Source organism: Flavisolibacter ginsengiterrae DSM 18136 (genome assembly GCF_059568575.1).
In genome coordinates, this window is sequence record NZ_JCANTR010000002.1 from 206,900 (window position 1) to 222,999 (window position 16,100).

Here is a 16,100-nt window from a genome sequence, read left to right on the forward strand (position 1 = left end):
GTAGCTTGCTATTGTACACTGAAAATAAATCGGGTGGAATCTCCATCAGCTGTGTTGATGGTATAGCCAAAAGAACTATGATCCACTTTTAGATTATTACCTATTACGCTAAGCCCCATGGAAGCCAATCCGATCCTGATCCTGGTATCATTATTCAACAATTCATAGATACCATCTGTGCCAGACTCGCCGCCCTGGTCAATATAGGTTATGGAGCCATCTGCTTTGTACGTTTGACGGATCATGGAATAGTCTTCCTGGTTATCGGCTGCCCCACGCTGGTAGGAAACGGTGGAATTACCTGATGTATATTCAATGACCTTTTCCATTTGCCAGGTATGAGCCATAAGATTGTTTTTTACAATCGATGCTTTTGCAGGCACATCATCTTTTTTACAGGAGCTAAAGCCTATCATTCCAATGGCAGCCGCAACTACAATTGATTTTACTTTGTAATTCATCTGAATAAAATTTAAGGTTAAGGGTGATGGTTTGATTGTTTATTTATAAAGAATTTCGAAATAGTATTTTATTGGTCAAAGCTTTCCCTGTCTTTCTCCACATCCTGCATTCTTTTCAACAGTATAGCAGAGGAAATAGCAGACAATATCATTTTTTCTTTGGGCTCCAGGTCATTGTAGATCCAGATATTATTGTCCAGTATATCAATGATGGCCACTACCCCACCATCCCATTGCAGTTCGTAGCCTGATAACATCTTACCCCCAAGCACCCTGGTTTGCCTGCCATTTTTAGTGGTCAACTTTTCGATGCGTAATGGGCGAATGGTAATATTTTCTTTTCCATCAGTAGCATATCCTTCTTCTTCAACATAAGGTTTGTCAAAAATTCTATGAGCGGTGTCCTTATTGATGTCATAAGAGTTAACCAGCACCAACGACCATGGTTCTACATTTCTTTCTACCGGCACAATGGCAGCAGTAAACGAATATTCGTATTTCTTTGTCCTGGATGCATTGCCTATCCAGGGATTGTTGCTTTTATATACCAGTTGCTTTTCGCTAAATTTTTCGGTGGCAAATATTTCCGCCAGGTTATCGCCGTCAGTGATGCTATACTGGAATTTGCTGCGCTGTTTATTAATGTTGTTATCCGTTGAGATATCAAAAACTTTTAGTACAGCTTCTTCAGGACGAATCCGGAATTTGGTGTATTGTAATGATGAAGTAAAATCCCATCCTCTTTTGATGGTAGAAGTGGCAAAAGCACCGAAAGTTAATTTATGTCCAACCTGCCATCCATTAATGCCTTTTACATGCATCCTGGTAGCCTGTGTACTGAATTTTTCAGGCACTGAAAGTTTGGCCGTTGTGCAGGAAAACAAAATTATCAGCAGGCTTAGTGGTGCTGTATACCTGTATGTAGAAACTGAACTGGTTTTTACTATTGCTTCATTGGTGGTAAAATTTTTTTTCATGGTGATCATTTATAGGAATACCCCTGTGGCTCACAAAACCGTTGGGTAGGAATGATTGCATTAACAAAACTTTTACAGATCCTTCCTCAAAGCATAAAATTGCAACAGGTCATGAATGAATACTTTGCATAGTGCACGAAAACGCATTATCAAAGAATGAAATGAAAAAAACCATTACTGAATATATTTCATGAGAATAAAAGGCTGCAAATGATTGCAGCCTTAGACCTATTCTTCCTTTCGCTTATTATTGCCTTAAAGTTGAGGGGTTGGAATAATAATCCAGCACTTTCTTTCTTAATACAAAATCATATTTAGCTATGATCAGATTTATATTAGCCCTGTCAAGCCTGTCCTTGGCCGTTAGATAATCTATAGAAGTGCCAACACCTGAATTGTAACGTACTTCTGCCGCTTTAAAAGATTCCGTATAGGCTGCTACCTGTTCCAGCAGAACCTTATAACGGTCATATGCATTTGTCATATTTAGGTATGCCTGGTCGATCTGTTGCTGCAGCAAAGTCTTTGTTCTTTCTTCTTCCAGCTCACTGTTCTTTAATTGTATATCTGCCAACTTAACGCGGTTGCGCTGTTGTAACCTGTTGAAGATCGGGATACTGATTCCAAGCCCCACTGATGTGGAAACATTGTTCTTTAACTGGTTGTTATAGGAGATCTTTCCAGCCGCATTTTGAGCAATACTGGAATAGTTGGTATTGAGACCTCCACCGATTGATACTGTTGGAAATAAAGCACCCCTTGCAGCTTTTGATCCATAGGCATAGCTTTTTGTTTGCAGTTCAACGGATTTAACCAGCGGGAATTGCTCCAATGCACTTTGATACACTTCCTGTGGTGAAGCAGTATAATTTGCCAGGAATTCGCTTACATCTATCCGTTCCAGCTTCATATTCTTATCGTATTGCTTGTTCATTAGCTGGGCCAGGGTAAGCTTGGATTCTTCCAAAGCAGTTTTTGCCGAAACAATCGCCAATTGGTCGTTCATGAGTTGTCCTTTCAGGTCTGAAAACTCTGAAGGTTTTATTGCACCCTGTTTATTTAAAACATCCAGTCTTTCCAATTGTTTTTGGCTAACGCCAGCCTGGTTGGTTGCCGAGGCAACCAGGTCTTCATTATTAAGTACCTGCAGGTAAGCCAGGATGACATTCAGTACCAGGTTATCCTTGGCTTGTTGCCAGGTCAATTTGCTGGATTCATAAGCCGCCTCATTTTGTTTGACAGTACTTTGAATGCTTCCGCCATTGAATAACACAAAGCCACTGTTCAACTGGTAATTGGCGGAATTGAGGTTTTGGTTTACATAACCATTGGAGGAAGGATCTATACTTCTTCCATTATATATTCCATGACTAACATCAGCTGTCAGGTAGGGCAAACGATTTAACATAGCCTGGTTCAGGTACACTTTCGAATTTTGAACCAACAAGCCACCCTGTTTAACAGGTATATTGGAAGAAAGGGCTGTATCAATGGCCTGGTCAAGGGTATAGGTCTGGGCATGGCCCTGGGCAGCTACCAATAAAAATAATAAGATCAATACACGGTTCATTGTTTAAACTTGTTTTAGAGGTTTTTCTGCAATTGATTCTACGCGTCCATCAAGCAGGTTGATGATACGATGGCCATAGTCGGCATTTTTTTCTGAATGTGTTACCTGCACAATGGTAACACCTTCTTCTTCATTTATTTTTTGAAAGAGATCCATGATCTCCTCGCCCTGTTTTGAATTAAGATTTCCTGTAGGTTCATCCGCCAGCAGCAATTTAGGCTTGGCGATCAGCGCTCTTACAATACCAACCAGTTGTTGCTGGCCACCGGAAAGTTGTGAAGGAAAAAGATCTTTTTTGCCAACTATATTAAACTTGTCCAGCATGTCTGAGACCATAGCTTTCCTTTCAGACGACTTTACATCCTGGTACAAAAGAGGAGTTTCAATATTTTCATAAACAGTCAATTCATCAATAAGGTGATAAGCCTGGAAGATGAAACCAATGTTCTTTTTATACAATTCCGTTCTGTGTTTTTCTCTCAGGTCGTATACTGACTGGTCAAAAAACTGGTAAGAGCCCTCTGATGGAAGGTCAAGCATACCTATGATATTTAATAGGGTTGTTTTACCTGAACCTGAAGGACCCATAATCGAAACAAATTCTCCTTCCGTAATCTTGATGTTAATGTCTTTCAGGATGAATGTGGGCTTTCCTCCTACATTGTACCATTTTGATATATGCTGAAGTTGAATCATAATGAGGTATTAATAATTATTGAATTTCGGTTTAATGTATTTAGGGCATATATGGGAATGGCCTGATCGAAAAGGGACCCAGCCTGGAAACTTAAACTAATACCTGCATTTGCATCAAAGCCGTACCAGTTTTTTTGGCTACTGAAATACAATAGTTTATGGTTTCCCGGAAAGATCAAGTGTACGTTTTTGATACAGTGGTTGTTCATTTTTGTATAGTTGAATAAAGCATCCAGCTTACTATTCTGTTCTTAAATTTTTGGTTGGGTTGGCCAGGGCTGTCCTTGCTGCCTGGACTGAGATAAGCACTAAGGTCAATAAGGACAAAAACAATAAGGAATATATAAATGGCAAAAGTGTAATGGGTATCCTGTAGGCATAACTATTCAGCCACCCCTGCATAATGTTCCAGGCAACAGGAATGGAAATGATACCAGCTATAATCATTATGGGCAAAAAATCTTTCATAAACAGGTAACAAATAGAAGGAATGGTGGCGCCCAATACTTTACGAATTCCTATCTCCTTTGTTCTTTTTTGAACACTTAAGGAAACAAGTCCTGTAACGCCAAGTACAACAATGACCAGGGCCAGCATGGTTGCCAATTGTGATGCTTTCTTCAAACGTATTTCTGACTGGTAAAGCCTTGCCAGGGTATCATCTATAAAACCGTACTCGAATGCTGAACCAGGAAGCAAGACTGACCATTTTTTGCGTAGTGCATCTATAGAAGAAGCTACATTTCCCGGCTTCAATTTAAAAGACAGGAAGCGATACCGGTTATTAAGCGAAACGTGCGAAATAACTGTTGGCTGTATCTTTTCCTTCATAGATGCTGAATGAAAATCTTTGACCACTCCAATAATATTCATTGGAAAATTGCCCGGAAAGAATACTCTTTTGCCAATAGCTTTGGCAGGCTCTTTCCATCCGAAAGCTTTAACGGCCGATTCGTTGATCAACAGGTTAAGCGTATCCCTGTTATCACTGAAATTCCTTCCTGTAATTAGGGGTATTCCATAGGTGGCGCAATAATTTTCATCCGCTTCCATTTGCTCTGTATTGACAGCCTCAGAAGAGTCTTTTCCTTCCTTATAAACAGGGAGGAAACCATTATCCCATCCATTGGGTATCTGCCAGGAGAGGCTTGCATGACTTACCTGTGGCAAGGAAGCAAATTCCCTGGATATAGCCTGCATATGGCTGGCACCTGCCCTGCTCCAATCCCTTGGCACCTGTGCTGAAACCACGAATGATTTATCATAACCAAGATCCCTGTTAAAAAAATAAGCTACCTGGCCGGTAACTATCAGGGTTCCTGCCAATACAAGTGAGGCTGTAAAAAATTGAAATCCCAATAAGCCTGTTCTCAAATATGTTTTTTCTTTTACCTGCAATTTTCCTTTGAGAGAATCAACCGCCTTAAATGCGGATAATACCAGGGAAGGATAAATACCTGCCAGGAAGGCTACCAGAAATACCAACATCATCGCGGCAATTCCAAATGAAACTGGTAGCTGGCTGAGCGTGGGCACCTGTTTTAAAAGGATACCTGAAATGAAAGGTCGTGCTAATGAATAAATGACTATTGCGATCATGGCTGAAAGCAATACCATAATAAAAGATTCCACAAGGAATTGAACGATCAATTGTTTGCGGGTACCACCCATTACTTTCCTAACACCGATCTCCCTAATGCGGGTTGAAGAACGACTAATGGAAAGTGTAATAAAATTGATAACGGCCATTGCCAGCAAAAACACTGCAATAAATGAAATGGTATATAACATCTTCTTTACCGAACCATTGTCTTTTTCCAAATAATAGTTATGCAGTGGTGCCAGCCAGGGTTGCATATCTTTAGCGATCAATACCGAGGCGTTCTTTGTCAGCAACTGTTGCATGGGTTTTTGTAAAGCTTCCGGGGAAACGCCTTCCCTTAATTGAATGTAATCAACGATGTATGGATTGTTCCAGTCTTCAAGGTTCCTGCCGAAAAAACTTATACTCGCATCAGACACAAAGAACCCATTATCATTTTCCTTGTTCAGAAAGGTCACAGAATTTTCTTCCGGCGCCTGCAAAACGCCTGTAATCAGAAACTCATGACTGGTTCCTGTAAAACTTTGTAAGCTGAGTGTTTGACCCACTACGTCTTTTTTACCGAAGTATTTAAGTGCTTTGTCCTCCCTGATCACAACAGTATATGGTTGTTTGAGGGCTGAGGTCTTATCTCCGTATAGCAAATGAAACCCGAACATTCCAAGAAATGTGCTGTCCCCTATTTGCAACCCCTCCCTGAATACCTTATCACCTTTGGATACATTAGTAGTTACCCCATCCCAACGGTAATAATTGGCTACAAGATCAGGGTATTGCTCGTTAAGGGCTTTAGCCATCGGACCAACAGAAGTAATCTCCAATCCCATATCAGGGTTTGCCCATTTGCTTTGTATAATATATTGGTTCCTGTAATCTGCCAGGTCCTTATTTACCCTGGTTTCCTTCCAGGCAAATGCCCCGATCAAAAAAGTAAAAGCAAGGCCTATGGATAAACCGGCAATATTCAATAAAGGATAAAACCAGTTCCTGGTATAATTTCTCCACGCGATCCTGATATAATTAGCGATCATATTCTTTATTCAGTTCTTAAATTTTTTACCGGGTTGGCCATAGCAGCCTTTATAGCCTGGAAACTAATGGTGACCAATGCAATCAATATGGCAATACAGGCAGCTACCATGAACATCCACCAGGAAATATTGGTTCTAAAGGCAAAATCTTCCAGCCACTTATGCATGGCCCACCAGGCTAAGGGGAAGGCAATACAGGCAGATAATCCTACCAGTAACATAAAATCTTTGGATAGCAGTCCCACAATATTACCGATCGATGCGCCTAATACCTTCCTGATACCAATCTCCTTGATACGCTGTTCAGCAGCATAAGTAACCAGGCCAAACAAACCAAGACAGGCAATAAGTATGGCCAGTATGGCAAATGTAATGGCCACTTTTCCCACCCTTTCTTCTCCCCTATACATTTCATCAAAAGAATCATCTAAAAACCTGTAACTGAAAGGCATTCCCGGCGCCATTAACTTCCATGCTGTCTCCACCTGGCTAACCAACGCTGTAATATTGGCTGTTTGCACTTTAAAGGATGTCAGCCAGGGCGAATTTCCTAAAACCATGTACAACGGACCTATGGATTGGCGCAATGATTCATAATTAAAATTTTGAACCACTCCTATGATCTCGTAAGCTATTGGTTTATTTTCATCATTATAGCTATATATCTTTTTACCTACCGGATTATCGTATCCAATCAATCTGGCTGCAGTTTCATTGATGATAATGGCAGAGGAATCAGAACCGTAATCAGGAGAAAAGTTCCTGCCCCGCACCATATGCATACCCATCGTCCTTAGATAATCATAGTCTACGGCCCATCGCTGCATATTGATTCCGTTTTTGGCATCTATTACAGGTGTTTTAGAAAGCGAATTGTCATTCCTGGAGGAATTGGACACTGGCAGAAAACCACTGATAGTTCCACTGCTCACTCCCTGCATATTCAGTACTTCATTTTTGAATGACCGTACATTATTACCCAGGGCTCCTGTTCCGTTGACGATCAGAACCTGCTCTTTATTAAATCCCAACTTTTTATTCTGAATATAATTTAACTGCCGGTAAACGATGATAGTGCCAATAATCAGGATAATGGATGTAGCAAATTGAAAAACGACAAGGGCACTTCTCAAACTGCTTTTTTTAAACCCTGAACTTGCCGAGCCTTTGAGGACAACAATGGGTTTAAACCGGGATAAGAATAACGCGGGGTAAGTACCAGCCAGCAATCCAACTATGAATGGTAGTATAATTAAAAAAGGTAGAATTCTTTTACCCAGTAACTCTTTGATAGAAAGCGTTTTTGCTGCCACATCGTTGAACAAGGGCAATACAAGGAATGCAATACCTATTGCCAGCAGGAGTGCTATAACAACAGTGAGAAATGACTCGATCAGGAACTGGTAAACCAGTGTCTTTCTTTCAGTGCCAAGGACCTTTCGTATGCCCACCTCTTTGGCACGATTGGCTGAACGGGCTGTGGAAAGGTTCATAAAATTGATGCAGGCAATCAGGAGTACAAAAAAGGCAACGGCGCTAAAAACATACACATACTGGATATTGCCGTTTACTGACAATTCGGGAAACCTGTCTGAACGCAGGTGAATATCTTTCAGCGGCATGAGGCTGTACTCCAGCTTATTACCTGCCTTTTCAAATTCTTCCATGCTGTTGATCTGCATGAATTGTTTTGCCTGCGGCACCAGGTATTTGGCTACTACCGTTTTAAAATTCTTTTCAAAGGCTTTGTAATCAGTCCCTTCCTTTAAAACAATATAGGTTTGAAAATTATTGCTCAGGAAGTTGCCCCATTTATAATCTGCATTATCCATACTGAACATAAAATCAAAATGGAAGTGCGAGTTCTTTGGTATGTCCTTGATAACAGCTGTTACCTTATAGGGTATTTTATCCGCTTCAACAATCTTGTTCAAAGCATGCGTGGTACCAAAGTATTTTTTGGCAGTGGAAGCAGAAATAACGACTGTATTGGGTTCATTTAGTGCAGTCCTGGTATTTCCTTCAATAGCCGGCAGTGTAAATACATTGAAAAAGGTTGAATCAACATGTGCTACATTAGGTTCATCAATAAACTGTCCACCTTTCCTGATTAGTTTTGATCCGCTGGATGCATACATACGTGTGTATTCCTCTACCTGCGGGTAATCTCTTTTTAATGTAGGACCCATCGGGTCGCTGGCAACAGTCAGGTGAAGATCTCCCCCACCAAACCGGATATCCGTATTTACCCTGTAAATTCGTTCACCCTTATCATTGTAAGTATCGTAACTCAGTTCATCAACTACATATAATACGATTAGCAGACAGGTAGCTAAACCAATGGCCAGGCCAAAGATGTTAATCGCTGAGAAGCTTTTGTTTTTCCAGAGGTTGCGTAACGCAACTTTAAGATAATTCCTGAGCATAAAAAAGATTTATTGGTTATCTAATCCTCATGCCATAAAAGCTTTCCCTAGGTTTCAGATTATGTATTGTCTTATTCAGATCGTAAACTATTCACAGGGTTCGCTAAAGCTGCCCTCAATGAATTAAGCCAAACGATCACCATGGTTAAAAGCAATACACCTGCACAGCTACCGGCAAATAACCAAATGCTGATCGTGACCCTGTATTCATAACCTTCCAGCCAATTGTGCAATAACCACCAGGTAACCGGTATGCTGATCAGGGCTGCCAGTAAAACCAGGTACAAAAATTCTTTAGATATCAAAAACAATAATTGGCGAATGGATGCACCAAGCACCTTGCGGATGCCAATTTCCTTAAATCTCTTTTCAATGGTGAAGGCTGTGAGACCGGAGAGCCCCAGGCAACATATAAATATGGCCAGGCCGGCAAACAAATTGGTTAGTTTTCCAATCAGGTCTTCGGTTACAAACTTCTGGTTGAACTGCTGGTCGACGAAACTGAAATCAAAAGGATATTGTGGATTGTATTTTTTAAAGATGGTTTCTATATGGGTAAGCGCCTGTTGTGGCTGCACACCATCTTTTAACCGAACCAGAAAAAATGCGGAGCCTTTTCTTTCCAGCAACACCATCATGGGCTTTACAGGTGCATAGGGAGATGTCATGACTATATTATCTGTAACTCCCACAACCGTATAATTCCTGTTTCCATATTGCATTTCCATACCAATCGGGTCTTTTAACTGCATGAGCGATACTGCTTCTTTATTCAATAACATCACTGATGAATCTCCCGGCGTATTCATAAAGTCCCGCCCCTTTATCATCCTGGCACTTACAGTTTTCCCAAAATCAATATCACTGCGCATAGCGCTCATGATCAGGTCCTCGTTCTGTGGCTTTCCTTTCCAGTTAGGTGCAGGCGTATAATTCCATATATCAGTTATTGGAGAAGAGGTGCGGGTAACAGCAGATACCAACCCTGTCTGGGGCAATTCATTCTTAATCACTTCTGCATTTCTATTGGCATCATCAGATGAAGGAATGGAAATAAGATTATTGGGATTGTATCCAAGATCCCTTCCTTTTACATGCTGAATCTGCTGGTACACAAGGATAGTGGATGATATCAGTAAAACGGAAATGCTGAACTGCAGCACGACCAATACTTTGCGGGGAATGGCTGCATTTTTTCCTGCAAGAAATGTTCCCTTCAACACTTTAACAGGATTAAATGAAGACAGGTAAAGGGCAGGATAACTCCCTGCGACAAGGCCTGTAATTACTATTAGAATAAAAGCAACCAAAAGAAACAATGGATCCAAAATATTAAGATGCAATTGTTTATTGATCATGCTGTTAAACAATGGCAACAGTATCCATACTGCAATCACAGAAAACAGGAAGGCAATAAATGAAAATATCATAGACTCACTGTAAAACTGTAAAAGCAATTGCCTTCTCTCCGATCCAAGTGTTTTACGAATACCTACCTCTCTAGCCCTTTTTTCAGATTTTGCTGTACTGAGATTCATGAAATTGACACAGGCGATCAATAGAATGATTATGGCAATAATGGTAAATAATTTGACATAGGATATCATACCTCCCGTATTAATGCCATTTTTAAAATCGCTGTACAATCTCCATTTATCCATAGGATGAAGAAAATAGACAAAGTTCTTTTTCTCTCCCCGGCTGTTGGCTAAATCAGATATCTGTTTGTTCAAGGCAGCAACATTGGTTCCCGGCTGTAACCGAATGAAAGTTTCACTAAAACAATTAACCCAATCGGTACTGGCCTGTTTCACAAAATCACTGTAGGGATTAAAAGGCAAGAGTGCATTGAACTGGATGGAGGAATTGGACGGCACATCCTCCACTACAGCACTTACGGTATGATCGGAATGATTATCAATACGGACTACTTTTCCCAGCGGATCAGCATCTCCAAATAAAGCCCTGGCAGTTGAAGCAGTCAAAATAATATCCTCGGGGTTGGCAAGGGCCCTGACAGCTGAACCTTTCACAACCTTCCATTGAAACACATCATTGTATTCCTGCGAAACATTCAATGCCCTTCTTTTAATGATCGTTTCATTGTATTTTAAAATGATATCACTGCCATAATTATCTGTAGTTGCATTTTTTACCTGTGGAAAGTTTCTTTTCAGTTCGCCGGCTAAAGGAAATGGTACAGACTTGTCAGTATTTACTTCCCCGTTAAAATCCCTGTTCACCATTAACTGGTAAATATGCTTGTGGTCAGGGTGAAACTTATCCCAGTTCATTTCATCCTGTACCCATAACAGTATTAGCATGGTACAGGTCATACCGATTGTAAGACCTGAGAGGTTAGTGATGGAAAATGCCTTATTTCTCCAAATGTTTCTCCATGCAAGTTTTACGTAACTTTTGAACATATCTTCTGATTTACCTGGTATGTAATTCTTACTTTTCTAGATAACGGTTGCTATACGAGTGTTTGCTTATTGTTTATTCTGTACGCAAGTTTTTTACGGGGTTAGCCATAGCCGCCTTAATGGCCTGGAAACTCACAGTTAGAATGGCAATGGAAATGGCACTCATACCAGCAACGGCAAATACCCACCATTCCAGGTTCACCCTGTAGGGATAATTCTGCAACCATTTATACATGGTGAAACCTGCAATTGGTGAAGCGATCAGCAGAGCAATAATGACCAGTTTTAAAAAATCTTTTGAAAGCAAGGTGGTAATACTGGTTACTGATGCACCCAATACTTTGCGTACACCAATTTCCTTGATGCGGTTCTGGGCCATATAGGCAGCTAATCCAAATAGCCCCAGGCAGGAAATGAAAATGGTCAACCCGGCAAACAATGCGGTAAGTATGCCGGTCCTTTTCTCATCATCAAACTTCCTGGCATATTCTTCATCTATAAACTTATATTCAAAAGGATATTCTGGATTATATTTTTTAAATATTCCTTCCGCAATTTTAAGATTTGATTCGGTGGATCTTGCCGGGTTTAACTTGATATGCATTACATTAAACCATCCCCTGGCTCCTTCTATGACCATAGGTTTTAATGGATAATATGGTGATTGCAGGATAAAGTCTTTAATAACGCCCACCACATGCCATTTTATCCCGATATCTTCAATGATCTGTCCAACAGGATCCTTAAAATTCATGGCTTTAACGGCAGATTCATTTAACAATACAGCAGTGGAATCGGTTGGGAATTGCTTGAGGTTGAAATCACGGCCCTTTACCAATTGAAAACCTGCAGTTTTGACAATATCCTGGTCAGCAGAAAACCTGTCGAAATCTGTTTTATCATTAGGATCTTTTCCAGCCCATTGAAAATCCCAGCTATCGCTCCAACCCTGGGTTACGGGTGCGTTGGTCTTGCTTACAGAAGTGGCAACACCAGCTTCCAGTAATTCATTTTTTACAAGCTCGTAATTCTTATCAAGATCACCTGAAAGCGAATGGTAGATCAAATTTCTTTTATCATACCCCGCTTCTCTTTCCCTGGCATAACTGATCTGGTGTTTGACTACCAGGGTGCCTATGATGAGGATAATGGCAAAAGAAAACTGTAGAACAACCAATATTTTGCGTGGAGCTATCAGCGCTTTACTGGACCTGAATACCCCTTTTAAAACTTTTACTGGTTGGAATGAAGAAAGAAAAAATGCAGGATAACTTCCGGCAATCACACCTGTCAACACTATAAAGCCAATGGCAAATACCCAGTTCCGGTAATTACTATAATCAATAAATAATTCTTTATCCGTAAGCCTGTTGAAGGCCGGCAGACTTACTTGTACAATAAGAACGGCCAATATACCCGCGATGAATGCAAGCAGAACAGATTCTCCAATGAACTGGCTCACCAGAGCTCCTTTTGGCGCACCCACAACCTTGCGGATACCCACTTCCTTTGCGCGTTTTTCACTGCGTGCGGTACTAAGGTTCATAAAATTGATGCAGGCGATCAGTAATATGAATACAGCAATAATTCCAAACAGCCTGACAAATTCAATACGACCACCATCCTCCACACCTTCCTTAAAGCTGGAATACAGACGCCAGCGACTCATGGGATACACGAACATTTCACCTTCCTTATCACTGTCTGCATAGCGCTGGCGGATTGTTTTCAATTTTGCATTCAATGCAACCACAGAAGCCTTTGGCTTCAACATTACATAGGTGCGCGTAGAATTGTTGCCCCAATTGGCATCATCTTCACCCACATACCGTAAATAGGACCAGGGCAATAAGTATTCAAACTTGAAACGGGTATTATTGGGCAGATCTTTAAGCAAACCTGTTACCTGGAAATTATCCTTGTTATCCAGCTTAAGGACCTTACCGATTGGATCTTCGTCACCATAAAGTTTTTTTGCCAGTTTTTCTGTGATCACTATGGAGTGCATATCCATCAATGCTGTTTTTGCATTGCCCTTGATCAACGGAAAGCTAAATACCTGGAGAAAATTGGAATCGACCATATTGCCACTTACAGTCAACCGCTTATCGCCTACGCTGAAAAGGTATACATGATCCCAATACACACGCACCGCCTGCTCTACCTCAGGATAGTCCTGCTCTAATGTGCGCGCCAATATTTTAGGTGTGGTATTCCATGCCTGTAGCTTGCCACTGAAATGAGCCTTATTCCAGGCTTCATATATACGGTCCTTCTTTTCATGAAACTGTTCAAAGCTTACTTCATTCTGTATCCATAACAGGATCAAAATAGCACTGGCCATGCCAATGGCAAGACCAGAAATATTGATAATGGAGAAAGCCTTATTCCGAAGCAGGTTGCGAAAGGCAATTTTGAGATAACTTTTAAGCATAGTCCCTGGTTTACATGATGGTTCCTTGATCAATCCTTTCCATTCAATTTTTTATTCAGTTCTTAGATTTTTAACAGGGTTAGCCCTGGCAGCTTTGACCGCCTGGAACCCGATTGTGGCAAATGCCACCAATGCAGCCATAAACCCTGCAAACAGGAACACCCACCATGGAATATTGATGCGGTAAGCAAAATCTTCCAGCCATTTGTTCATGGCAAACCACGCAACAGGAAAAGCAATGATGCCTGCAATAAGCACAAGCTTCAGGAAGTCTTTTGAAAGCAGTGTAACAATAGTACTCACAGTTGCCCCAAGCACCTTGCGTATTCCAATTTCCTTGATTCTTTGACTGATAGTGAAAGCTGATAATCCCAGCAGGCCAAGACAGGCAATGAAAATGGCAATGAAAGAGAATATAGTGAAGATGCTTTCCTGCCTGTGTTCTGACTGGTACAAACGTGAGAAGTTTTCATCGAGAAAAGTATAATCAAATGGTATTTCAGGCAAAAATTGTTTCCATGTGGATTCTATATGTGCAATAGCAGCAGGAATGCTACCTGAGACCTTAATGGAAATCCTACCGAAATTGTTTCCATTCTGGGGAATAAACAATATTAGGGGAAGGATACGCTGGTGCATGGATTCAAAATGAAAATCATTAAAGACTCCTACCAGCTGGCCTTTCTTCCTGCCATATTGAAATTGTTTGCCGATGGCTTCTTCGTTGGTTTCCAAACCCAATACTTTTACGGCAGCTTCATTCACCAGGAAAGCCGAAGTATCCATGCCATAACTTTTGGAAAAATTTCTGCCCTGCACCATGCCTACGCCATAGGTAGGTATGAAATCCTCGTCGGCCACCACAAACTTTATATCCGCCTGGACAGGAGTCAATGAATCACCCCTGTTTATCTGGGCGCCCATGTTATCGAGCAAACGTCCTGAGGGTATCCTTGAAGAACGGGTGACACCTTTTATACCAGGATTATCCAGTATCTGTGTTTTGAAAGATTCGTACTTGTCATTAAGGCCTGAATTGTATGCCAGTGTTATAATATGATCTTTATTAAAGCCTAAGGCTTTCTGCTGCATATAACGCAGTTGCTGGAAAACAATGGTGGTACAAATAATGAGAATAATTGAAATAGAAAACTGCACAACTACCAGTGCTTTGCGAAAAGACAAGCTATGACCTCCCACCTTCATTATACCTTTCAATACCTTAATTGGCTGGAAGGAAGAAAGGAATAGTGCCGGGTAGATGCCCGAAAGGATACCAATAACAAATGGTAAGGATAGTAAAGGCAATAAGAACTGCCATTTGAACAAACTGCTTATGGAAAGATCCTGGCCAGAAATATCATTCAACCACGGTAGTGAAAGCCTGGTCAGCAGAATGGCCAACAAGGTGGCTATCCAGCAAATAAGGACCGATTCACAAAGGAATTGTAATACCAGTTCTTTCTTCTGAGCTCCTACCACCTTACGAATTCCGATTTCCTTTCCACGTAAAACAGATCTTGCCGTGGAAAGATTCATATAGTTGATACAGGCAATCAACAGAATGAACAGGGCTATGGCCGAGAATACGTACACCCTTTTAATATCCCCATTCTCTTCCGCTTCATCATCCATATGAGACAACAGGTGGATATCAGAAAGTTTACGTAAAGACAAACTGGTATACTGAGAAGGCTTGTACTTGTCGCCGTCATTAATATGGCGGTTTAAAAAAGCAGGTAACTGGGCCTCCAGTTTGGAGGGGTCATATCCCTGCGGTAAAAGAACATAAGTAAAGAAGGCATTATTGCCCCAGTTGGTTGCAAGGTTATTCGCGCCATACACTGCCGTGTCATTTAATGAATTAAATGAGATCATCAACTCAGGATGCAGGTGTGCATTAGAAGGAAAAGATTTGTAAACACCAGTAACTTTCAAATCAAACTGGTTATTCATTCTCAGAACCTTATTCAATGGCTCATCGTTGCCAAAATATTTTTTAGCAATATCCTCTGTAAGCATGACCGAATAGGGTTCGTTCAATGCTTTGGCAGGATTGCCTTTTGTCACCTGCACATTGAACACATCAAACAGATGTTCATCGGCGAAATAAGAATGTTGCTCATTAAACTTTTTATCTTCATAGCGGAAAGGTGTAGGGCTGTTTTGTAACAGGCGTGTAACCTGCCTGATCTCCTTGAAATCATTTTTCAGCAATGGACCCACAGGAGGTGCCACCGCTGCCAACTTCAGATTAAGCGCACCTGTTTCAGGATTGACAAAGGTCCTTTCGACCCTGAATATGTGATCGGTATTGGTATTATACCGGTCATAACTTAATTCATTGATGATATATGTGCTGATCAGCAGGCAACAGGTTAATCCCAGTGTTAACCCGAACAGGTTAATGAAGGAAATGAACTTATATTTTACCAGGTTCCTGAAAGCTATTTTAAAATAATTATAAAACATAGTT

9 protein-coding genes are annotated in these 16,100 nt (G+C 40.9%); all 9 read right to left on the reverse strand.

The window, feature by feature from the left end; genetic code table 11:
* Positions 1-8: 8 nt before the first annotated feature.
* The gene (locus BP74_RS02810; RefSeq protein WP_496370857.1) at positions 9-461 is read right to left on the reverse strand and encodes a hypothetical protein; all 453 of its coding nucleotides are present in this window, start codon (positions 459-461) and stop codon (positions 9-11) included.
* A 68-nt stretch (positions 462-529) separates the two neighbouring features.
* A complete protein-coding gene (locus BP74_RS02815; RefSeq protein ID WP_496370859.1) occupies positions 530-1,438 on the reverse strand; it encodes a hypothetical protein in 909 nt (302 codons plus the stop codon).
* Positions 1,439-1,685: 247 nt separating this feature from the next.
* Positions 1,686-3,008 (reverse strand): TolC family protein, encoded by a 1,323-nt coding sequence (locus BP74_RS02820; protein ID WP_496370861.1) that lies wholly within the window; start codon positions 3,006-3,008, stop codon positions 1,686-1,688.
* Positions 3,009-3,011: 3 nt separating this feature from the next.
* Positions 3,012-3,704: an ABC transporter ATP-binding protein gene (locus BP74_RS02825; RefSeq protein WP_496370863.1), complete on the reverse strand. Its 693-nt coding sequence runs from the start codon at positions 3,702-3,704 to the stop codon at positions 3,012-3,014.
* A 240-nt stretch (positions 3,705-3,944) separates the two neighbouring features.
* A complete protein-coding gene (locus BP74_RS02830) occupies positions 3,945-6,338 on the reverse strand; it encodes an ABC transporter permease (RefSeq protein ID WP_496370865.1) in 2,394 nt (797 codons plus the stop codon).
* A gap of 5 nt (positions 6,339-6,343) precedes the next feature.
* Positions 6,344-8,764, reverse strand: coding sequence for an ABC transporter permease (locus tag BP74_RS02835; RefSeq protein ID WP_496370867.1), 2,421 nt, complete (start codon positions 8,762-8,764; stop codon positions 6,344-6,346).
* A gap of 71 nt (positions 8,765-8,835) precedes the next feature.
* Positions 8,836-11,190, reverse strand: coding sequence for an ABC transporter permease (locus tag BP74_RS02840; protein WP_496370869.1), 2,355 nt, complete (start codon positions 11,188-11,190; stop codon positions 8,836-8,838).
* A gap of 73 nt (positions 11,191-11,263) precedes the next feature.
* Positions 11,264-13,624 carry an ABC transporter permease gene (locus BP74_RS02845; protein WP_496370871.1) on the reverse strand — a complete coding sequence of 787 codons (2,361 nt, stop codon included), beginning with the start codon at positions 13,622-13,624 and terminating at the stop codon, positions 11,264-11,266.
* 51 nt (positions 13,625-13,675) lie between these two features.
* Entirely contained in the window at positions 13,676-16,096 is a 2,421-nt protein-coding gene (locus BP74_RS02850; protein ID WP_496370873.1) for an ABC transporter permease, read from the reverse strand.
* Positions 16,097-16,100 lie beyond the last annotated feature (4 nt).

Coding starts and splice junctions, on each gene's coding strand:
- BP74_RS02810 (WP_496370857.1), bottom strand. CDS start 461: ATGAATTACAAAGTAAAATCAATTGTAGTTGCGGCTGCCATTGGAATG.
- BP74_RS02815 (WP_496370859.1), bottom strand. CDS start 1,438: ATGAAAAAAAATTTTACCACCAATGAAGCAATAGTAAAAACCAGTTCA.
- BP74_RS02820 (WP_496370861.1), bottom strand. CDS start 3,008: ATGAACCGTGTATTGATCTTATTATTTTTATTGGTAGCTGCCCAGGGC.
- BP74_RS02825 (WP_496370863.1), bottom strand. CDS start 3,704: ATGATTCAACTTCAGCATATATCAAAATGGTACAATGTAGGAGGAAAG.
- BP74_RS02830 (WP_496370865.1), bottom strand. CDS start 6,338: ATGATCGCTAATTATATCAGGATCGCGTGGAGAAATTATACCAGGAAC.
- BP74_RS02835 (WP_496370867.1), bottom strand. CDS start 8,764: ATGCTCAGGAATTATCTTAAAGTTGCGTTACGCAACCTCTGGAAAAAC.
- BP74_RS02840 (WP_496370869.1), bottom strand. CDS start 11,190: ATGTTCAAAAGTTACGTAAAACTTGCATGGAGAAACATTTGGAGAAAT.
- BP74_RS02845 (WP_496370871.1), bottom strand. CDS start 13,624: ATGCTTAAAAGTTATCTCAAAATTGCCTTTCGCAACCTGCTTCGGAAT.
- BP74_RS02850 (WP_496370873.1), bottom strand. CDS start 16,096: ATGTTTTATAATTATTTTAAAATAGCTTTCAGGAACCTGGTAAAATAT.